35 protein-coding genes are annotated in these 17,628 nt (G+C 71.2%); 1 reads left to right on the forward strand and 34 read right to left on the reverse strand.

Features of this window, described 5'->3' with window-relative positions; all coding sequences use genetic code 11:
• Nucleotides 1-125: 125 nt before the first annotated feature.
• The 15 genes from OG432_RS24475 to OG432_RS24545 form a co-directional block, all read right to left on the reverse strand.
• Nucleotides 126-725: a class I SAM-dependent methyltransferase gene (locus OG432_RS24475; RefSeq protein WP_328313100.1), complete on the reverse strand. Its 600-nt coding sequence runs from the start codon at nt 723-725 to the stop codon at nt 126-128.
• Nucleotides 722-1,426 (reverse strand): hypothetical protein, encoded by a 705-nt coding sequence (locus OG432_RS24480; protein WP_328313101.1) that lies wholly within the window; start codon nt 1,424-1,426, stop codon nt 722-724. Before OG432_RS24480 ends, OG432_RS24475 begins: the two co-directional genes overlap by 4 nt.
• Nucleotides 1,427-1,465: 39 nt before the next feature.
• Nucleotides 1,466-1,960, reverse strand: coding sequence for a DUF4352 domain-containing protein (locus OG432_RS24485; RefSeq protein WP_328313102.1), 495 nt, complete (start codon nt 1,958-1,960; stop codon nt 1,466-1,468).
• A gap of 190 nt (nt 1,961-2,150) precedes the next feature.
• Entirely contained in the window at nt 2,151-2,948 is a 798-nt protein-coding gene (locus OG432_RS24490) for a hypothetical protein (protein ID WP_328313103.1), read from the reverse strand.
• An 8-nt stretch (nt 2,949-2,956) separates the two neighbouring features.
• A complete protein-coding gene (locus OG432_RS24495; RefSeq protein WP_328313104.1) occupies nt 2,957-3,247 on the reverse strand; it encodes a hypothetical protein in 291 nt (96 codons plus the stop codon).
• Nucleotides 3,248-3,386: 139 nt separating this feature from the next.
• The gene (locus OG432_RS24500) at nt 3,387-3,617 is read right to left on the reverse strand and encodes a MerR family transcriptional regulator (RefSeq protein WP_328313105.1); all 231 of its coding nucleotides are present in this window, start codon (nt 3,615-3,617) and stop codon (nt 3,387-3,389) included.
• 120 nt (nt 3,618-3,737) lie between these two features.
• Nucleotides 3,738-3,875: a hypothetical protein gene (locus OG432_RS24505; RefSeq protein WP_328313106.1), complete on the reverse strand. Its 138-nt coding sequence runs from the start codon at nt 3,873-3,875 to the stop codon at nt 3,738-3,740.
• Nucleotides 3,876-4,712: 837 nt separating this feature from the next.
• Nucleotides 4,713-5,231: a hypothetical protein gene (locus tag OG432_RS24510; protein WP_328313107.1), complete on the reverse strand. Its 519-nt coding sequence runs from the start codon at nt 5,229-5,231 to the stop codon at nt 4,713-4,715.
• Nucleotides 5,228-5,746: a hypothetical protein gene (locus OG432_RS24515; protein ID WP_328313108.1), complete on the reverse strand. Its 519-nt coding sequence runs from the start codon at nt 5,744-5,746 to the stop codon at nt 5,228-5,230. The genes OG432_RS24510 and OG432_RS24515 overlap by 4 nt, the downstream gene beginning before the upstream one ends.
• Nucleotides 5,747-5,754: 8 nt before the next feature.
• On the reverse strand, nt 5,755-5,970 hold the full coding sequence (locus OG432_RS24520) for a hypothetical protein (RefSeq protein WP_328313109.1): 216 nt from the start codon (nt 5,968-5,970) through the stop codon (nt 5,755-5,757).
• Nucleotides 5,964-6,146, reverse strand: coding sequence for a hypothetical protein (locus OG432_RS24525; protein ID WP_328313110.1), 183 nt, complete (start codon nt 6,144-6,146; stop codon nt 5,964-5,966). The genes OG432_RS24520 and OG432_RS24525 overlap by 7 nt, the downstream gene beginning before the upstream one ends.
• Complete coding sequence (locus OG432_RS24530) at nt 6,146-7,177, reverse strand: hypothetical protein (RefSeq protein WP_328313111.1); 1,032 nt, start codon at nt 7,175-7,177, stop codon at nt 6,146-6,148. The genes OG432_RS24525 and OG432_RS24530 overlap by 1 nt, the downstream gene beginning before the upstream one ends.
• 67 nt (nt 7,178-7,244) lie before the next feature.
• Entirely contained in the window at nt 7,245-7,421 is a 177-nt protein-coding gene (locus OG432_RS24535) for a hypothetical protein (protein WP_328313112.1), read from the reverse strand.
• 2 nt (nt 7,422-7,423) lie between these two features.
• Nucleotides 7,424-7,645: a hypothetical protein gene (locus tag OG432_RS24540; RefSeq protein WP_328313113.1), complete on the reverse strand. Its 222-nt coding sequence runs from the start codon at nt 7,643-7,645 to the stop codon at nt 7,424-7,426.
• Nucleotides 7,642-7,992, reverse strand: coding sequence for a hypothetical protein (locus tag OG432_RS24545; RefSeq protein ID WP_328313114.1), 351 nt, complete (start codon nt 7,990-7,992; stop codon nt 7,642-7,644). Before OG432_RS24545 ends, OG432_RS24540 begins: the two co-directional genes overlap by 4 nt.
• Before the next feature lie 210 nt (nt 7,993-8,202).
• Here OG432_RS24545 and OG432_RS24550 point away from each other — a divergent pair, with 210 nt between their 5' ends.
• On the forward strand, nt 8,203-8,472 hold the full coding sequence (locus tag OG432_RS24550) for a hypothetical protein (RefSeq protein WP_328313115.1): 270 nt from the start codon (nt 8,203-8,205) through the stop codon (nt 8,470-8,472).
• Nucleotides 8,473-8,518: 46 nt separating this feature from the next.
• Here the strand turns inward: OG432_RS24550 and OG432_RS24555 are convergent, their stop codons facing one another.
• The 19 genes from OG432_RS24555 to OG432_RS24645 all read right to left on the reverse strand — a co-directional run bounded on the left by OG432_RS24555 (nt 8,519) and on the right by OG432_RS24645 (nt 17,551).
• A complete protein-coding gene (locus tag OG432_RS24555) occupies nt 8,519-9,184 on the reverse strand; it encodes a hypothetical protein (protein WP_328313116.1) in 666 nt (221 codons plus the stop codon).
• Between the two features lie 23 nt (nt 9,185-9,207).
• Nucleotides 9,208-9,423 carry a hypothetical protein gene (locus OG432_RS24560; protein ID WP_328313117.1) on the reverse strand — a complete coding sequence of 72 codons (216 nt, stop codon included), beginning with the start codon at nt 9,421-9,423 and terminating at the stop codon, nt 9,208-9,210.
• Nucleotides 9,420-9,749: a hypothetical protein gene (locus tag OG432_RS24565; protein WP_328313118.1), complete on the reverse strand. Its 330-nt coding sequence runs from the start codon at nt 9,747-9,749 to the stop codon at nt 9,420-9,422. Before OG432_RS24565 ends, OG432_RS24560 begins: the two co-directional genes overlap by 4 nt.
• Nucleotides 9,746-9,940: a hypothetical protein gene (locus OG432_RS24570; protein WP_328313119.1), complete on the reverse strand. Its 195-nt coding sequence runs from the start codon at nt 9,938-9,940 to the stop codon at nt 9,746-9,748. The genes OG432_RS24565 and OG432_RS24570 overlap by 4 nt, the downstream gene beginning before the upstream one ends.
• Nucleotides 9,937-10,161 carry a hypothetical protein gene (locus tag OG432_RS24575; RefSeq protein ID WP_328313120.1) on the reverse strand — a complete coding sequence of 75 codons (225 nt, stop codon included), beginning with the start codon at nt 10,159-10,161 and terminating at the stop codon, nt 9,937-9,939. Before OG432_RS24575 ends, OG432_RS24570 begins: the two co-directional genes overlap by 4 nt.
• A gap of 73 nt (nt 10,162-10,234) precedes the next feature.
• Nucleotides 10,235-10,636 (reverse strand): hypothetical protein, encoded by a 402-nt coding sequence (locus OG432_RS24580; RefSeq protein WP_328313121.1) that lies wholly within the window; start codon nt 10,634-10,636, stop codon nt 10,235-10,237.
• Nucleotides 10,633-10,809, reverse strand: a complete 177-nt coding sequence (locus OG432_RS24585) for a hypothetical protein (protein WP_328313122.1) — start codon at nt 10,807-10,809, stop codon at nt 10,633-10,635. The genes OG432_RS24580 and OG432_RS24585 overlap by 4 nt, the downstream gene beginning before the upstream one ends.
• Nucleotides 10,806-11,045: a hypothetical protein gene (locus OG432_RS24590; RefSeq protein WP_328313123.1), complete on the reverse strand. Its 240-nt coding sequence runs from the start codon at nt 11,043-11,045 to the stop codon at nt 10,806-10,808. The genes OG432_RS24585 and OG432_RS24590 overlap by 4 nt, the downstream gene beginning before the upstream one ends.
• Nucleotides 11,042-11,386, reverse strand: coding sequence for a MazG-like family protein (locus tag OG432_RS24595; protein ID WP_328313124.1), 345 nt, complete (start codon nt 11,384-11,386; stop codon nt 11,042-11,044). The genes OG432_RS24590 and OG432_RS24595 overlap by 4 nt, the downstream gene beginning before the upstream one ends.
• Nucleotides 11,387-11,428: 42 nt before the next feature.
• Nucleotides 11,429-11,755 carry a hypothetical protein gene (locus OG432_RS24600; protein ID WP_328313125.1) on the reverse strand — a complete coding sequence of 109 codons (327 nt, stop codon included), beginning with the start codon at nt 11,753-11,755 and terminating at the stop codon, nt 11,429-11,431.
• Nucleotides 11,756-11,829: 74 nt separating this feature from the next.
• A complete protein-coding gene (locus OG432_RS24605) occupies nt 11,830-12,105 on the reverse strand; it encodes a helix-turn-helix domain-containing protein (RefSeq protein WP_328313126.1) in 276 nt (91 codons plus the stop codon).
• Nucleotides 12,102-12,401 carry a zinc finger domain-containing protein gene (locus OG432_RS24610; protein ID WP_328313127.1) on the reverse strand — a complete coding sequence of 100 codons (300 nt, stop codon included), beginning with the start codon at nt 12,399-12,401 and terminating at the stop codon, nt 12,102-12,104. Before OG432_RS24610 ends, OG432_RS24605 begins: the two co-directional genes overlap by 4 nt.
• On the reverse strand, nt 12,398-12,730 hold the full coding sequence (locus OG432_RS24615; protein WP_328313128.1) for a hypothetical protein: 333 nt from the start codon (nt 12,728-12,730) through the stop codon (nt 12,398-12,400). The genes OG432_RS24610 and OG432_RS24615 overlap by 4 nt, the downstream gene beginning before the upstream one ends.
• Complete coding sequence (locus OG432_RS24620; RefSeq protein WP_328313129.1) at nt 12,723-13,388, reverse strand: zinc finger domain-containing protein; 666 nt, start codon at nt 13,386-13,388, stop codon at nt 12,723-12,725. The genes OG432_RS24615 and OG432_RS24620 overlap by 8 nt, the downstream gene beginning before the upstream one ends.
• Nucleotides 13,385-14,356 carry a hypothetical protein gene (locus OG432_RS24625; RefSeq protein ID WP_328313130.1) on the reverse strand — a complete coding sequence of 324 codons (972 nt, stop codon included), beginning with the start codon at nt 14,354-14,356 and terminating at the stop codon, nt 13,385-13,387. Before OG432_RS24625 ends, OG432_RS24620 begins: the two co-directional genes overlap by 4 nt.
• Before the next feature lie 81 nt (nt 14,357-14,437).
• On the reverse strand, nt 14,438-16,129 hold the full coding sequence (locus OG432_RS24630; RefSeq protein ID WP_328313131.1) for a DNA cytosine methyltransferase: 1,692 nt from the start codon (nt 16,127-16,129) through the stop codon (nt 14,438-14,440).
• A complete protein-coding gene (locus tag OG432_RS24635) occupies nt 16,129-16,944 on the reverse strand; it encodes a hypothetical protein (protein ID WP_328313132.1) in 816 nt (271 codons plus the stop codon). The genes OG432_RS24630 and OG432_RS24635 overlap by 1 nt, the downstream gene beginning before the upstream one ends.
• Nucleotides 16,941-17,204 (reverse strand): hypothetical protein, encoded by a 264-nt coding sequence (locus OG432_RS24640; protein ID WP_328313133.1) that lies wholly within the window; start codon nt 17,202-17,204, stop codon nt 16,941-16,943. The genes OG432_RS24635 and OG432_RS24640 overlap by 4 nt, the downstream gene beginning before the upstream one ends.
• Nucleotides 17,201-17,551, reverse strand: coding sequence for a hypothetical protein (locus tag OG432_RS24645; RefSeq protein ID WP_328313134.1), 351 nt, complete (start codon nt 17,549-17,551; stop codon nt 17,201-17,203). The genes OG432_RS24640 and OG432_RS24645 overlap by 4 nt, the downstream gene beginning before the upstream one ends.
• Nucleotides 17,552-17,628: the final 77 nt, after the last annotated feature.

A 17,628-nucleotide genomic window follows, 5' to 3' on the forward strand; every position in this document is an offset into this window, starting at 1 on the left:
TCCGGGCGACATCATGAAGAGGATCACGTCGTCGTGGCGACCCGGGCTGTACGGAGGCAGCGTTCCACCGCGCGCAGGCTGACGGACTCGAAGGAGTCGGAGACTTAGCCTCAGAAGGCGGCGCATCAGCTCGCCACCTTCACGGCCTTGTACACGCCCCACGGCAGTTCGCTGTCGATGGGCTCAAGGCCGATGCGGGCGCAGGCGTCGGCTTGCTGCTCGCGCGACCAGGTCGTAACGCCGATCCAGTGGCTCGCCTCCGACGGCCGATCGCTGACGGGCCAGTCGAAGACCAGCGTGCCGCCGAGCTTCGTCGCCGCCCGCAGCCTGGTGATGATGTCGAGGCAGTCGGCGTAACTGTGGTGGATAAGCACGGCGAGCGCATACACGGCGTCCATGCGGCGCCTACCGAGATGGCTGGCGATGCCGTCGGCCGACGCGTGGACCGTGGTCAGATCGGGCGCGCGGTCGGTGAGCCGGTCGAGCATCCGCTGCGACGAGTCGACGGCCGTCACCTCGTAGCCGAGCGCGGCCATGGGGATCGCGACGCGGCCGTCACCACAGCCGAAGTCCATGACCTTGGCGCCGGCGGGGATGACCGCGGCGAGCATGGCGGCCTGCTGCCGCCCGGACTCCCAGTACGCATCCTCGGAGACGCGGCGGAGCGGGTGGATGTCCTGCGGGTCGGCCTGGTCCCAGGCGTCGATGACGTCGGCGGCGGTCATGCTGCCTCCTCGACGAGCGCCCGAAGTTTCTCAAGGTCAGCGGTCAGCGCACCGTCGTCCTTGTACGCGTAGTAGGCGGTCGCATCGGCGGTGACCTGCTCGGAGCTGTTGCACTCCTCGTAGCCCGCGTCCAGTTGGGCTTTGCCCGCTGCGGGGTGGAGGTGCTCGATGACCATGTCGTCGAGGTAGGTAATCCGCTGCATGCCGACTCCCCAGTCCTTCCAGACGAGGTCGACGCACAGGTGCACGAACTGCGGCGGCGCCATGTAGCCGAGCGTCGTGACGATGTCCGACGTCATGGCCACGGCGGTCGGCATCAGTTCGCCCTGGAGCAGGTCGTTGCCGTAGACGATGCCGGGCCCGCCGGACAGGCACTCGCGGATGCGGGCGTCCCAGCCAGCCGTGCGGGGCCGGTGATCGTCGCCCATGAAGCCGAGGAAGCGGTAGGCCGAAGCTGCCTTCACGGCCTGGCGGTTGAGGGTGCCGACGAGCCGCTCGCGCTCCCCGAACACGAACCGGAGCCGGCCGTCAGCCTCATACGCGGTGGCGTGAGCCTCGTACCGGGCGAGCTGCGGGTCGTCCGTGTCGACGGCGAACAGCACGCCGGCCGTCGCGCCAGTCGCATCCCACGCCGTCATGATCTCGGGGATGGCCTGGGGACGGTTGCGGGTGGGGATGATGACGAGCAGGTCGTCGACCATGTGCGCCTCCGATGGTGTGGGAGGCGCACGGCGGCGGCTCTACTTGATGGCCCACTGGGCGGTCTGGTCGGCGAATCCGGAGTTCATCGCGAACTGAATCGTGGCGATCTTCGAGTCCTTCGGGACTTCGAAGACGATCCAGCCGAGCGCCTTGTCGCCGGGCGGGACCTTGAGGGAGGCGGCCATGGACGGCCCGGCGGTGACGTCGCCGAACATCGTCCCGAATCGCTGGCCTTGGTCGTCGGCGACCTGCATGCCGTTGCCAGGGCTGTCGCTGTAGACGGCCGTGCCCGTGTTAACGACCTGCACTTGCGCGGCCACCCAGCGCTTGCCGGTGTCGGGCCCCATGGCCGGCTCGGAGCTCTTGGCCGGGTCGGCCCACTTGGTGACGGTGACGTCGAGCTTCTGGCCGTCCTCGTTGCCCGTGACGGAGATGGTGTCGCCGACGGCTGCCTTCTTGGCGGCGCTCGGGCTTGCCTTCGTTGTGCCGGCCTCGCTGGAGGCCGGGGCCTTCGATGCTGGCGCCGTCTTCACGCTGTCGTCCTGGCACGCCGTTGTGGCCGCCAGAAGGGCGCCGGCTACAGCCAGGCCGCTGATGAGTCTTCGCATGATGCCCCCAGGTGTTGCTGAGATGAGGGCAGCATTGTGCGACTGTCAACGGTTCAACTGTGTTGGTGTTGCCGGTTCGTGACGCTTTGGGGGCCGCCAGGTGACGCAACGGCCGTCAGGCGGTGGTGTTGTCGGTGACGAGCCCCAGCGCCGCGAGGGCTGCCAGGAGCGAGGCGTAGGCCGTCCCGTCGCCGTGCGAACCGCTCACAACGGGCCGGGAGACGGCCGCAGCGCCGAAGAAGCCCGCGGTGCCATTGGCGCCGTTGAGGAGATGCCGCACCGAGCCGTCGCCGCCGGTGATGTTGACGGGGCCGGTCGAGTTCATGCCCGCCAGGAACGCGGTGCCCTGCTCGATGGCGGCGAGCCGGTTGAAGATGTCGTCCAAGAAGCCGTTCAGCGTGGTCACCGTGCCGCTGAGGCTGGTGAGGGCCGCCGTGGTGGCCGCGCCGATCGCCGCGGGGGTGACCGGATCGGCGCCGGCTGCTGCGTGACTGCTCGCGTGAGCGGTGGGCGTGCGGGAGTTGGTGGTGGACGGATCATCGCTCTTGAGGGCGATCGTCGGTCCTGCCCCGGCGGCCCCAAGAGTCGGCTGCGGGCCGGTCGGGCCCGTAGCTCCGGCAGGACCCTGGGGGCCTGTAGCGCCGGTGGCTCCCGTATCGCCCTTTGGTCCCGTTGGCCCAGTGGCGCCCGCCGCACCGGTGTCGCCCTTTGGCCCGGTCGCGCCTGCGGCCCCGGTCGAGCCCTGCGGGCCGGTGTTCCCAGTGTCGCCCTTGGGCCCTGCGGGTCCGGTTGCTCCCGTGGCGCCGGTCGGCCCCGTAGGCCCGGCGGGGCCCGCGGGTCCGGCCACGGCGATGTATTCGCCGGTGGACGGTTCGGCTACGGGTGCCAGGTCGGCGAGTTCGATGGTTCCCATGTCGGCGGTCAGCAGTACCGGATAGGAGCGTCCTGGCGCGTCGTAGGGCGCTTCGGTGACCCGGTAGGTCCACAGCCGGTCGGGTTGATGCCGTCGGCGTCGCAGGCCAGGACGGTGAGCGTGCAGGCCCCGTTGACCCAGTCGGCGCGGGCTTCGCCCATGACGATGAGTCCGTGTTCGGCGGAGGAGATCGCGTCGACCTCGGGCCGGAGCGTGAGCCGGCCGCGCATGGGGCCGCCATCGGGATGCTGGCGGGTGTCGACGATGGTGACCGTCTGGAGGCCTGGCGGGAGCGTCACGGGCACCTCCGGACGGGGAGTTGGGCCCGCTCCGGCCCGAGGGTGAAGTCGGCCGGAGCGGGTGTCCCGCCTGGAGCCCGGGAGAGCGGCGGGATGTCGGGGCGCGAACCTGGGGGGTCGGGCGCCCCGAGTATGGGGGTCAGGCGGCGCGGCGCAGGATGCGCTGGGCACGCGGCCGGACGGTGCGTTCGGCGGCTGCGATCTGCGTCTGCGTGTAGATGCGGCGGCCGTGCTCGTCGTGGCGCGGGTCGGTGAGGATGCCGCGCCGCTCCCAGCTGTAGATCGTCTCCTTGGTGCGGTCCGTGAACTCGGCGGCCTGCTTGATCGTGAACCAGATCTCGCCGTTGGCGTCTTCACGGTAGGTGTCCATGCGGCACCTCCCCGGACATGCGAAAACCCCCGCACGAGGCGGGGGTTGACTTTGGGCGCACTGGTAGCGCTGTTACGCATTGTGCATAGAGATGATCTGCTTGTCCAGCAGGTGCGTCGGCTACTTCGTCTTCGACGTGCCGGGCGTGGGCTGGTCGGGCTTGGGGAAATGGCCGCCGCGCGAGGCCTGATAGGTCGTCTCGTGCTTCGGATCGGGCCGCGTCTGAGGGGCGATGGGCATCGTCTTGCGGAGTGCCATGATGGCGTTTCCTGTCTCGCGTAGGGATGGGGCCCGGGGCGGTTTCCTCGCCTGGCAGCAGTGGGCCGCCCCGGGGTCAGTTGGTCGCGCGGGGGTTCTTGGACAGCACCCGCACGTGGGTCCGGGCGGGGTTCTCGACGTCGTCCACGGTTTCGATCATCAGGTCCCCCACTCGCCGCCGAACGGGTGTAGCTGTAGCTGTAGCTTCGGGTGTAGCTGGATCCTGACCTGCGGGAACTACACCTACAGTCGGGGTTACGGTCGAAGCCGGAGAGGGGCAGGGGAGCGCGTCCAAGCGCACCCCGGTCGACACCCGGCGGCCGCGCATCCGGACGGACCCTGACACCGGCACCCCGGCGGCCGCGAGCGAGGCCCTCACCCGGGCCGGTGTCCACGCCTCCCCGGTCAGCTCGCCTAGGAGGTCGGGCAGCACGGCAAGGTGGACCCCCGAGCGGGGACCGATGACGCGTCGAATGAGGTCGACGAACTCGGTGTCCGAGAGGGTCGAGACGGGGGTCTCCTCGACCGGTTCCGGGGCCTCGGCAGCGGCCGCCGTCGGCGCCGGCTTCCGGGGCGGCTGGCCCGCGCGCCAGGCTGTGGCGCCGAGCAGTGGGAGCACGACCCATAGGACCGCAGGGGCGGCGCGGACGATGCGCCACGCGATCCATACCCCCGCCACGACGAGGGCGAGGCGAACCCAGCAGCCCACCGACGCCTGCCAGCCGGTTAGGTCGTCGCGGCGCCCGGCCCGTACCCACGCGCTGGCGCGGTCGACGAGGCGCCGGGCAAGCAGCGTCGCGCCGGTGGCGAGCCGTGTCGCAGCCCGGTTGAGGCGGCTCACAGGATGCCCCCGAAGCCATTCACCGCGGCCACCAACTGGTCGCCGCCCTGGTTCACGAGGCCGGGCAGCCAGTTGAGGAGGCTCGCCACTCCGGCGGTGATGCACAGGGTGGAGCCGACCAGCGCGCCGCCCGCCGTGCGCTTCTTGTCCTGCTTCCCGGCGGCACGCCAGCCGAGGACGATCGCGATCGTCGCGCCGAACACCACGATCGCGCCGTTCGGCGTGAGCGCCCCGAGGCTGCCGTGCGCGAGTGTCGTGCTGGCCCCTCGCCCGGTGACGGCGGAGACGGCCTTGTCGCCGACGCCGTTGGTCACGCCTGGGGTGCAGCCTGCGAGCCAGCCCATGAGGCCACCAGTGCACATCGTCGACAGGGCGCCGAGGAGGAACCCGGACCCGAACGGGGCGAGCTGCTTGGGGTCGCGGCTGCCCTTCCACCAGGGGCGGAGGTTCGCCCAGGTGATGGCAAGGGTGAGGGCCAGTCCGGCGAGGGACAGGCCGGCGGTGCTGCCGTTCACCGGGTCACCCCCGTGAGTGCGGTGACCGGGTCGAACCAGGACATGGCGCCGCTTGCGCCGACGATCGCGGCGACGAGGAGCGTGCGGGCCCACCAGCGGCGGGACCGGTCGAGGAGCAGCGTCACGCCGAGGGCTACGACGGCGAGGGTGTAGGCGCCGCCGGTGCTGGCTTCGGCACGGCACTGGTGCAGTGTCTCCGCCCATGCGGTGATCAGGCTGTAGCCGTGCGGCAGGACAGGCAACGCGGCGATCCCTGCGGCCAGTACGGACTGCACGGGACGCAGCCACTCCCAGAGCCACGACCAGTCCCTCGACGCCTCAGGCTCCGGGACGGGATAGACGAGGTCCACCGTGACCCGCACGTCGAGCGGGCCGGGCGTCGGCGGATCCGGCATGGCGTACCAGGACGGCCGCGCGGGCGGCGGCGGAGGAGGGGGCGGCGGCGCCGCGGGCAGGGGGATCGGGATGTGAACGCCGGGCGGGATGATCCGCGTCGGCTCGATCGGGGTGGGCATGGCGGGGCTCACAGAAGGTAGGCCGACGCGGCGGCGCTGCTCACGGTCGTTGCGGCCAGGGTGAGCGCGGGCCGGTGGTGGCCGGCGTGCCAGGCGGCGACGATGAGGAGCGCGGCGAGCGCGTCGGTGAGGCGGGTGGCGGCGGGGGTGGTGAGGCCGAGGGCGACGCACAGGTGCCACCCGTCGGCCAGATCGCGGAGTTCGAGGTGGGCCACGGTCACCACGCCCGCCAGGTGAGGGCGAGGCACAGGGCGCCGGTGGCGATGCAGGACGTGGCGACGAACAGCACGGCGTGTACGAGAACGGCGTGAGGGATGTCGTCGCGGTAGGTGCCGACGGCGAGGCCAAGCGCGGCGGCGATCGCCATGACGGGAAAGCCGATCATCAGGGCGAGGAGCATCAGTTGTAGCCCTCCCCGCCCCGCCCGACGTCTCCGTCGGGGTCCTGTTGCGCGGGTGTTGCGCCCGGCGGGGCGGGGCGTTTTTTGGCGCGGGACAATACGGCCCGGACCTGGTTCTGTCCGACGTCCAGACGGTGGCGCAGAGCCACGCCCTTGACGATGTCCGCTGCGGGCGCAGCAGGGCCGAGCAACACCGCAACATCGAGGATCGCGTCGGCCTTGGTCAGCGCGGGCCGTTCCTCTGTGACCTGCGGCGCAACAGGTGCTGCGCCCTGTTGCGCCTCCCGTTCCACGGTCACTTCGGCGGGGCGGAAGCCGAGCACGAGCGCCACCTGTACGGCGTCGACGATCACGCCGTAGGAGATCAGCTGTGAGGCCAGTTCGGCCGGCGGCAGCGCGGGTTGCGCCTCGTGGGCGATACGGATCGCCTCGGCCGGATCCATCTCCGCGAAGCGTCGTCGCAGCACTGCTGTAGCCGACCTGTCCTTGCTGTCCGCAGCGGGTGTTGCGCCCGTGTTGCGGGCCGCGTGCTCGATGTGGTCGACGGCCCGCTGCTTGACGCTGCGCCCTGCGCGTGCCGGGGCGAGGAGCCAGACCCAGCCGCCGAACGCTGGCGGCCGGAACGGGATCTCGCCGCGTTCGACACGCGCCCGGTAGCGAGCGGCGGACCAGGCGAGGCCGGACGGCAGGAGCAGTGCCAGGGTGGGGCTGGAGAAGAGGATCGCGGCGGGCACGACGGGCATGTGGGCGTCGAGGAGCCGGGCGTGGGTGGTGTTGAGGTAGCAGGAGACGCTGGCCATGACGAGAGTGCCGAGTACGGCGCCGATCGCGGCACGGCCTTCCTGCACGGCGACGGAGGCGAGGTACATGCAGGCGATGGCTGCGCCGTCGAACACGGCGACCGCGCCGTAGGCGAACAGTGCCGGGACGCCGTAGGTGTCGTGCGCGACGACGTACAGGGACCAGCCGGTCATGGCGAGAGCGGCGATGGAAACAGCGCTGATGGAGACGCGCCAGGCGTTGCGGTTCATGTGAAGGCCCGTCCAAGGGGGTGGCCGGGCCGCGCGCTGGGGGCGTCGCGGCCCGGCCGGCTGGTGGTCAGCTGGGCTGTTCGGCGTATGCGGCAGCGTTGGTGAACGCGTCGCGGGCGGCGTCGCGCCAGAGGCCGACGGTCCAGCGGTCGGGCTGGGTCTGGAGTTCCTGGACGCGGTGCACGAGCGCTTCGCCGCGCGCTTGCTCCTCGTAGGCGAGGGCGGGGGCGGACTGGCCGTCCATGGTCACCACTCCCCGAACGTGCACACGGGCCCGCAGACCCGACGCTGGTGCGGGCCGCCCGGCGCAAAGTGCGCACGGTGCGCGGCGTCGCGCTGCTCCTGGTCGCGGCGCGTCTTGTCGGCCTGCCAGGACACGGGCTTGGCGCCGCGGGCGAGCTCCTCGCAGCGCGGGCAGTGGTCGACGAGGCGGCCGAAGCTGCCCTTGTGGGTGTGCTTCGTCGTCATGCCGCACCGCCCGCCGCGCGCCGCAGGATCAGCGCGTACTCGCCGCGCGTGATCGGCGTGCCGTCGGTGATGCGCGGCATGTGGCGCAGCACCTCGCGCTCGACATCGTCGGCGCGGGTCGAGCGGAAGCCGTGGGCCTCGGTGGCGTAGCGCAGGGCGAGGGCCAGGCGGCTCGGCTCGCGCATGGCGCCGGCGGGGCGCACGGCGGAGATTCGGTCGGCGATGGCCGTCAGGACGGCGCGGGCGTCGACGCTGGGGCTGGTGGCCTGACGCAGCGCTTCGTCCTGCTGAGTGGGGTGCTGCTGGGCGCTATCGGTACTGCGCAAAGCGCCAGTACGATCGTTCATGGCTGTTCCTCCTGGTGATGCAGGTGGACGGCTGGCCCGGCCCGATGTGTCACCACCGGGCCGGGGTTGAGGCGGGGCCTGGTGTGTCACCACCGGGCCCCGCCGTTGTTCAGCCCCGGCCTGTTGTGTCACCAACGGCCGGGGCTTCGTGCTGTGTTGAGACTAGAACGAGTACTGGCGCTTTGACAAGTACTCTGGAAGGGTGGTGCCATGCCAGACGCCGACGAGAAGGGGGGCTACCCCGAGATGGTGACCTTCACTGAGATCGCCAAGCGGCTCAACGCCGGCGAATACCTGGCACGGCCGATCACCCGCCAGGGCGTGCGGTACATCGCCGACCACGACCCGTCCTGGCCCGTCCCCCGCGAGAACTGGTTGCGGATCGGCAACGCCTGGGCCGTCCCCTGGGGCCCCATCGAGATGTTCTTCCGATCCCGCACCACCCGCGGCAGAGGCCCGAACAAGCCAGCCGCTGAATAGCCCCCTGGCGCGGCGCCCCCGACATCAGGTCGGGGGCGCCGCGCTGTCAGCTCGCCATCGCTATCCGTGCGGCGAGCGCGAGGTCATCGCGGGTGAACAGGGAGGCGCAGGCGCCGCACTCCGTGTACGCCTCCCAGTCGCGCTTGCGCAGGGCGAGCGAGTCGCAGCGGGGGCACGGCTGATCAACGGGCCGGACCCTGGGGCGGAGCTGGGTGATGCCTCGAACGGCGCGCATCATCGAGTAGAGCTCATCGCGCATCTCCCCCACCCAAGGCTGTATCGCAGCCCAGCCGAGGTGAGGTTCGAGCCAGCCGGCGAGAGCTTCCTCCGTGCGGATCCGGGGACCGTGAACGTGCCGCTCCTCGGTGATGAGCTGCACCCAGCCGCCGAGAGTCCCGCTGATCGGGATATCGCCGTGCTGGTCGCCGTCAGCGTCCCAGACAGCTTCGAGTGCCGCCGGGCCGACGAGATTCAGCGTGTCGAGCCGGCCGGGCAGGGGCGGGGTGCGGGTGCCGGTGCGGCCCTGGTCGCCGGTGACCTCGCGCAGCATGCTGCCGTGGCGCAGGACGATGAGCTGCTGCGGGAGCTCGGTGAGCCAGCCGGACATCTGCCGCACGCAGGGATCACAGAGCAGCTGGCGGGTGGCGAGTTCGTGGGCGCGAAGTTCGCCGGTACAGGTGGCGGCGACGCAAGGGCGAGCGATGTCGTTCACGGCGGGCTCCATGGTGCGGTGGGTCAGGGGGTGACGGTGTGGCCGATGGCGCGGAGGTTGAGCACTTCGGCTTCGTCGTCGAGGAGGCAGGCCGCTGCGTCGGCGTCGAGGCCGGTGGCGGCGATCGTGACGGCGCAGTGCTCCAGGAGGGCGACGACGGCCGCGCAGCTGATGTAGGGCTGGCCGTCCTGGGCGGCGGCGAGCGGCAGGAACATCGCGAGGCTGACGCGGTCGGTCACGACGTCTCCTGGTCGACCTCGTCGGCCCAGTTGGCGAGTTGCTGGCCCAGGTATCGCGCTTGGGCGGGGTTGAGCAGGACTGCGGGGTCGTCGCTGGCGTCGATGGAGAGGCGCAGCCACGGCCAGGGGATGCCGTCTTCGGGCTGGTCGTCGCGTCCGTCGCGGGTGATGTGCGAGGGGATGAGCGCGAGGCCGATGTTGCCGCCGCGCGGATCGTCCTTGTCGGGCAGGACGTGTGAGCCCTGGTAGATCCACGGCATGCCCAGGTCTTCCGGGTCGCCGTCTCCGTCGCCGCCGATGCCTTCAATGGTTGCGTAGATGCTCACAGCGTCTCCTCGGGCAGCATCAGGTCGGTGATGGTGTCGGGCCAGTCGCGGTAGGCGGGCCGACGGGTGGCGGGCCAGGGTGCGCCGTGCGCGCCGAGCCCGGAGTGGTAGCCGGGGCAGTCGACGTGGGCCTCCTCGGCCGGGGCGTGAAGGTCGAGCCAGGCCTGCTTGTTGGGGTCGAGGGCGGTCACGGCTGCTCCAGGACGTAGCCGGTGCGGCGGGGCTTGCCGTCGCGGGTGAGCGGCGAGTCGTGGAAGGCAGTCGCGAGGATCGAGCGGGGCCGCTTGCCGGTGACGGCATCCACCACGTCGACGCGATTGGAGCCGGGAAGGCAGGCGGCGACGGAGACACGGATCGGCGGGATGTCTCGCGGATCGCAGGAGCGGTAGATCTGTCCGGGCTCGATGGTCATGTCGGTTCCTTCCGGGCGGGGTTGGGGTGGCGGGGCGCCTGCGTAGCCCTGAGAGCCGCGCAGAGCGCCCGATTTAGCGGATTACCTGATTGGCGCGTTCGGGCGCGAGAGGGGCCTTCAGAGGCTTTCCTGGGGCCGCTTTGCGGCTCATCGGGGCTGCCGGTGCACGCTCGAACGCCTTCCCGGTGGTCTTGATCTCCGCGTGGAGCGCCAGGTTGAGGTCGAACAGGGGCACGGTCCGGGCGTCCCGCCGGTCCGCCGAGTCGGCCAGCGCGGCGACGGCCCTCAAGCGCGCCTCCGCGTCCCGGCCCCGGCGAACCTGGCAGCCCAGGCGCTCGCCGGTCACCGCCCGGCTGCGCACCAGGTGTCCGATCCCGGCGCGCAGCCGGCCCGCCTCCGCCGCGGTCAACGGCCCCCGCTCGGCGCGGTCGACGAGGATCAGCAGCTGCGCCACCGTCGGCGGCCGGCCGGTCACCCCCGCCTCCCGGCGACGATCCGCCCGGCCGGGTCGAGGTGCCCGTCGGCGGTGGCGAGGAGCCGTAGCGCGCGGGCCAGGACGTCGGCCGGGGACTCGTAGCGGTAGCAGCGGCGCAGGACCTCCGCCGTCGCCGCCTTCAGCGTCGGATGCATCGGACGCGGGGCGGTCACGGCTGGCTCCCGTTGATCAGGCGGGCGACGGCCAGGGCGTGGCGCAAGTCCTCGGGCATGGCGGCGTCCTCGCGGACCTCGATGTCAGTCCAGCTGTCCAGCCAGTTGGCAAGGGGTTCCCGTGCCGCCACGAGTCCAGCAATAGCCGGGGTGGCGGTCATGGCGCCGACGAATCGGGTGCTGCGCAGCTTCTGGGCCGCAGCCGTGAGATCGGCAACGGGGCTGGTGTCGGTCATCGCTGCGTCTCCTCGGCGGTGTCGATGAGGCCCGCCGCCCGGTCGGCGATCTTCGCGAGCTTGGCGGTGAGGACGTCCTCGGGGTTGCCGACGATCGAGGCGAGCGCGACGGCGGCGGTCACGATCACGTCGCAGAGTTCGTCCTGAACGTCCGGGACGATGTGCGTGATCCCCTTGCGCGGGTTCTGGCCCTGCACCCCAATCCAGGCCTGGGCGACCTCCCCCGCCTCCTCGGTGATCTTCAGTAGGCGCAGGGTGATCTCTGCGTCGCTGCGCCCGTTCTTCGAGTCGAGCCAATCCACGAGGCTGCGGATCGTGGACCACTGGTCAGTGCTGAGCATCGGATTCCTCCGGGTCGGGTGGTCGGGGCGGTCAGGCGGGACTCAGCGGCAGTCGGAGCACGGATCGACGCCGCACAGCGAGTGGTCCCGGCGGATGGCGCGGTCGATGCCCGGAGGGATCGCGTGGTCGACGGCGCGCGCCATGGCAGGGCGTCGCTCGTCGAAGTAGGCGATCGTGCAGCCTTCGCCGCCGATGAACGTGCGCTTCATGTGGTTGGCCATGCGGCGCCACATCTCGCCCTGCTCTGGCTTCCCGGCGGCTGTCGCCTCGCGGTGGAAGCGGGACAGTCTGTCGATGTCGTGCTGGATCTTTTCGCGGGCCCAGGCGAGGGCGTCGGGGTCGTTGTCGAAACGGTTCGGGTCGGTCATGGGTTTCTCCTCGGTGTGGTGGCGGGTCAGGGGGCTGGCGGGCGGCCACGGCGGTCGTCGTGGCACGGCAGAGGTCAGGCGGCGTCGGCCGGCTCGCGGAGTGCGGCGAGGAGACGTTCGCGGTTGGCCTGCTGCTGCGCCGGACTGAGCGGCACACGGCCAGCAGGTCCAAGGGCGCGGCCCGTCGGGACGGCTTCGGCGTACAGGCGGCCCAGCAGGTCGGCAGGCGGCATCCGAAGAACCCTGCGGGCCTCGGCGACCGTGTTGCGGTGGCAGCCCACCCGGAAGGCGACGGACGCATCGGTGTGCCCGGCGCGGATCAGGGCGGCGATGTCGGCGCGAATCTTCATGCCGCCACCTGCTCGGCTTCTTCGTACCGGCGGGCGTGGACCGTGGCCCGCTCCCGTCCGTCCTCGTGGCACGGGACGGTCGGGGTGACTTGGCAGGCGGGGCAGCAGGCCGTGTTCTGCGCCCAGGCGGACATGCGCTGCGGATGCGGCAGAGCCATCCGCCGCTGATTCGACGGGACTTCGCACGGCTTGTGCGCGCCGACCCCGCAGTGCGGGCACGGGAGCGAGCGGGCCGGATGATGGCCGGCGCGCAGCTGGTGGCGGATCGAGTCGGGCATCGGGGCCTGGTACTTCACGGGTTCCTCCTCAGGTCGGTGCATGGCTTGCAGCCGCAGGTCTGGCCGGGATCGGCGTCGATCCCGCCGTGGTGCTCGGCGGCGACCACGTGTGCGCGGTACGCCTCCAGGGCGCGCATCCAAGCGCCGGGCGGCTGCGGAGGCGGCGGGTCCGGCGGCCGGGAGCCGGTCTGCCAAGCGCCGGCCCGGTAGCCGGGTGGCCGCGGCGGAGGGACGGTCGGGGGCTTCTCGCGGCGGGCCCGGCCCTCGGCGATCTGCTGCCGCAGGAACGCCGCCAGGTCGCCCTGGGCGCGCATCTCCCGGATGTCGTCGCGTCCGACGTCACTCACCGGACGCCTCCCGCTCCTGAAGCTCCTGGAGCTTGGCCATCGAGGCGGCGCGGCGACGCTCGATCTCCGCCGGAGACTCCAGTTGCGCGGGGCCGCCGTTCGCGACCCGAGTACGTGCGGCGTGCGGCGTGTGGAGTTCCTTCCGGCCGCCCCGACTGCCCGGCACATCCACCGCACACGGACGGCCAACTGCCGCCCGGCAGACGGGACAGCCGACCCCGAGCGGACCAGGACGCTTCACCTCGGCGACCTCCACGCCCGGGATCGACGGCAGGCTCGCCGCAACCCCGGCAACGAGTTCAGCAACCGGACGGCGACGCAACGGAACGCCGTCGGCCGCCTTCGTCCGCTGAGCCCGAAGCGCAGCGAGATAGGCAGGCACGTCGTCCGGATCGGCATCCGGGATCTCTGCGGGCAGGCCGGGGCCCTGAAAGTCGGAGGCCCGGTTGCCGCGCTGGCGCCGTATCTCGCCGATGATCTCGGCCGGGCTGACGAACGGCTGGCGGCCGGCGACCGCGGCAGCGGCGGCACGGGCCTCGGCCATGGGCCACGCGGTGAGGACGTCGTGCCAGGCGTCGGGGGTGAACTCGTCGAACTTCTGCTGGGGGCAGAGGGCTTTGACGTAGCGGGTGAGGACTACGGCCTCTTCTGGGGTCACTTCTCCTCCTGCATGCGGGACTTGGCGCGGGCCATGGCCCGGTCGAACAGGTCGTTGGTTTCCTGCTGCTGGCGGCCGGCCGGGGCGAGGCCGCCGACGACGGCAGGCAGGTAGGCGACGCCGTCCTGCTGCTCGGGCGCTTCGAGAGAGCGCCAGCCCTGGACCCACGCTGACGCTCCGGCGGGCTGGCCTTTGAGGCGGGCGGAGTTGATCGCGTAGGCGACCATTGCCGGGATGCCGACGCGCTCGATGGCTTGGCGGGTGTACTCCCAGCCGGACTCTCTGAGGTCCCAGGCGATGCCGTTGAGTCCGGCGGTGGCGATGGCCTTTTTGAGGGGCGCGAGCTGATCGGGGAGACCGCTCGGACGCGCGCCGCTTGCAGCACCAGTACTTCCGTAGGAAGTACTTGGGGTAGGGGCAGGGGACGGGGTGTCGTTACTAACGGCGTTACGAATCTCGTTGACCTGCGCGTCTCGACGGTTTGCGAGGTGGTTTTCTCGCGCGTTCGTGTCGCCGTCGTGTCGCCGTCGTGTCGCGAAGCTGTCGTTTCCGGTGTCCTGAGCTCCCCCCGTAACGGCGTTACGGGGGGCGTTACTGTCTCGCGACTCGGGGGTGTGCTTGGCGTCCCGCTCGGCACGCTTCCGCTCCCGGAACGCCTTCTGCCGGGCGGCGTTCGCGGCCCGCTCCGCTTGGACGCGGGCACGGTCGGGGTTGTACACAAGGAAGTCGTGGATCTGCCAGCCACCGTCCACGCGATCCCAGAGCTGACGGTCTTCAAGCTCCGCCGCCGCCGCCTTCAGGCCGCGGACGTGAGCGATGACGCGCAACTCCTCGTCTCTCACTAGCCCTTCAGTGAGGTTCTCTGAGGCCCAGCAGAGCGCCGAGATGTACAGCCGGAAGGCGCGGTCGGACAGCAGCGCGACCTTTCGGTGCGATGGGAACCTGTCGTCCAAGCGGACCCACGTCATGTGCGGCTTCTTCCTGGCGGTACGGGTAAGGGGTGCGGGTGCCGGGCTAGCGGGGGCCGGCGCGGGCCGGGCGGGAGGCGGTCACGCGGCGGATGCCAACTGCGGCTGGGTGTGCCGGTCGATGTCTTCGCCGGTGATCGCTTCGACGAGCGCGGAGACGATGACTTCGGCGCAGTTGGGGGTGACGGCGTTGCCGTACTGGCGGACTTTTTCGCGCTTGGAGCCGAGGACGATGTACTGGTCGGCGAAGCTCATGGCCCGGCCGATCTCGTGGGGTTCGAGCATGCGGAACCGGACGTCGTCGATGTCCACCTTGCCCTGGACGAGGGCGTACCGGTCGCGGGTGGAGAGCGTGCCGATCGGCTCGTGGACGGGGCGGGCCTGGCCGTTGCCGTAGTACGGCACCAGCAGGTGCTCCCAGGTGACCAGCGACTGGTGCCCGGCCGTCGTCAGGGTGCGCAGGTACTCGGCGGCCGTGGTGCAGTGCTCGCCGCCGTCCCCGGTGCGGCTGCCGTTGTTGCGCATCACGAACGCCGGGACGTCCGGGGTGACGAGGCCGTGGTGGTTGCCGTTGGCGGAGACGGTGCCGAGGGCTTCGCGGATGGAGCGGCCGCGGAGCTGGTCGCCGCCGCCGCGCATGGTGACCATGAACGGGAGCCAGGCCAGGCCGGTTTCGTTGCGGGCGGTCTGGGTGCGCAGCGGGTTGTTCGCGCTCGCGGGCTCCTTGCCGTCGCGGCCCTCGACCGGGATGAGGAGGGGCGGGATCGCGAGCCCGTCGTTCTCGCGGGTGGTGCGGGTCGGGATCGGGTCCCACACCGGGACCGCGTCGTTGCGCCAGGTGCCCCCGGCCGGGACGACGGTGGGGACGGCGAACTTGTCGAGGCCGGCCTGGATGCGGGCGAGGGTCTTATCGGCGAGGGGCTTGGTGCGGTCGCCGATCCGCTGGCCCGGCAGCGTCCAGTCGATCGCGACCGCGGCGGGCAGCGTCTCCGGTTCCACGACCTGGCTGCGGCAGGTGCTGTTGGGGCAGCGGTAGACGTACTGCTGCCGGTAGCGGCCCATGTCCCGGCCCGGGGCCTTGAACCGCTGCACGGCCTGGACCCACTGGTCGCAGCCGGGGCACCAGGCGCGGGGGCGCAGCCACTTGTCCCAGTCGGGGGTGCGGGCCAGCGATCGGTGCCAGTACGCGACGTACAGGCGGTCGCGGGACTGGGGCGCCTTGTGGACGGTGCGGGGGTCGGCGTGCATCGAGTTGAGGGCGATGACCCGGGTGTCGTAGCCGAGCTTCCTGATTTCGCCGATCCAGCGGTCCCACTGGTCCCAGGCCCGGACGTCGACGACGTTCTCGACGACGCCGGCCTTCACCAGCCCGCCGCGTTGCTGGACGCCCCGCAGGTACATGGGGACTTCCTCCATCAGTGCGCGGGAGCGCTCGACTTCCTCCGAGGGGGCGAACTCGTCTCCGAACAGGTCGCCTTGCTGGCTGGTGGCGAAGTCCCGCTTCTTGCCGCGGGCGTTCGACCACTGCGGGCATTCCGGGGACGCCCAGAAGATGTCGGTGACTGGCCACTGCTCGACCGGAGCCTCGCGGATGTCACCGCGGTAGTGGTCGACTTGGGGGAAGTTCGCGGTGTGCGAGTCGATGGCCTTCTGCCAGTGGTTCGCCGCGCGCTCGACCCGGACGCCGGGGATGGCGTGCATGCCCTGCGAGCTGCCGCCCGCACCGCAAAACCAGTCCATGACGGTGAGCGCGTCGTTGTCGTTGCGGTACATCACGCTGCCTCCTTGTATGCGCTGCGGTAGATCTGGAGTGCACGCTGGAGTCCGTCGCGGGTGACGCCGAGGCGTTCGGCTGCGTGCTCACGGGTGTAGCCCTGGGCTTCGAGTTCGAGGCTGTCTTCGGACAGGGCGACGTAACGGGGCACGTGTTGGCCGGTGTCCTGCTGGGCGGCGGGGTCGTCGATCGTGTCGTCGTCCCAGGCCGCAGGCGGCCCCCAGGAGAGTCGGGCGGCTCGTCGCCGGTTGGGTTCGCAGTCTCCGGGGCGGTTGCCGAGGCTCTTGTAGGCGAGCGTTACGGCATCGGCTGTCCGGCCGTCGACGACGGTCCAGTGGCCGTTCAGGAGAAAGCTGAGGGTGGCGATGTGGAGGCCGCTCTCCGCAGCGATGGCCTGGCGGGTGTGGCCGAGAGCGATGAGCGCCCGGAGCCGGCGGGTCGTGCCGGTGGCGGGCCGGTCGGAGATCCCGTCGAAGGAGTTCGGCCGGACAGCGAGGAGGCGGAGGGCCTGGTCGCGGCGGCAGGTCTTGCTTCGCCCGGACAGGAGGTAACTGATCGTCCCCTGGGCGAGGTCGGCGTGGCGGGCAATGAGGGTTTGGCTCATGCCGCTGGCGAGGAGCATCTCGATGTGCGGTACGAGTTCGGCGCGGGGGACGCGGTTGGGGCGCCCTTCGAGGATGTTCCGGGCGCGCTGGACGCCGTAGAGGCGGTTGGCTCGGGTGCATGCCTGACAGCGGCAAGGGCGGCGGGTTCGCGTGCCCTTGTAGCGCCGGTAACTCCCGTGCGGCGGGAGGGGCTTGCTGGCGGTGGTCACTGCTGGTCTCCCGTCGGGTAGAGGGGCTGGATGCTGTCGGCGTAGGCGTCGAGGCGCTGGTCGAGTTCGGCGGCCGCACGGGCTGCCGCATCGACGGGGTCGGGCGCCGGGGCTGGCGGTTCACTGCGGCGCTGCCCTCGGCTCCTGATCCGGCGGCCGGCCCGGATGGCGAGGCGGGCGGTGGCGGTGAGGAGCGTGAGGTAGGCGACGGCCAGGTACACGGCGAGGGCGCGGGCGGCGTAGATCGCGAAGGTGGTCATGCTGCCCTCCCGGCTCGTGCAGCTGCTGTGCCGCGCCAGGTGCGCACTCCGCTGTGGTGGGCGGTGGGCCGGTCGGAGCAGGCCCAGCCGGCGGTGCGGACGTAACCCTCGTCTTTGAGGAGCGTCATCAACCTGCCCCAGTGATGCGCGGGGTCGGGCGGGTCCGCCAGGTCACGGTTCTTGGCGACCTCGTAGCAGGTGAACGTCCGTCCAGCAGCGGCGACTTCGAGGAACACCGGCCACACTTCGGCGAGCCAGGTCTCGTAGTCCTCGGCCTTCCGCTGGCTGGCGGTCTTGGTCGCCGCCGGAACGGTTCCGTCGAGCGCGGGTTGAATGAGCGTCGTCATGCCTCGATTGCTACGGCACGACTCCGACACGTCTTTGGTTTCACGATCTTGCATGTGGTGTTCCTCCAGTTCAGACG

Source organism: Streptomyces sp. NBC_00442, assembly GCF_036014195.1.
GTDB lineage: Bacteria > Actinomycetota > Actinomycetes > Streptomycetales > Streptomycetaceae > Streptomyces.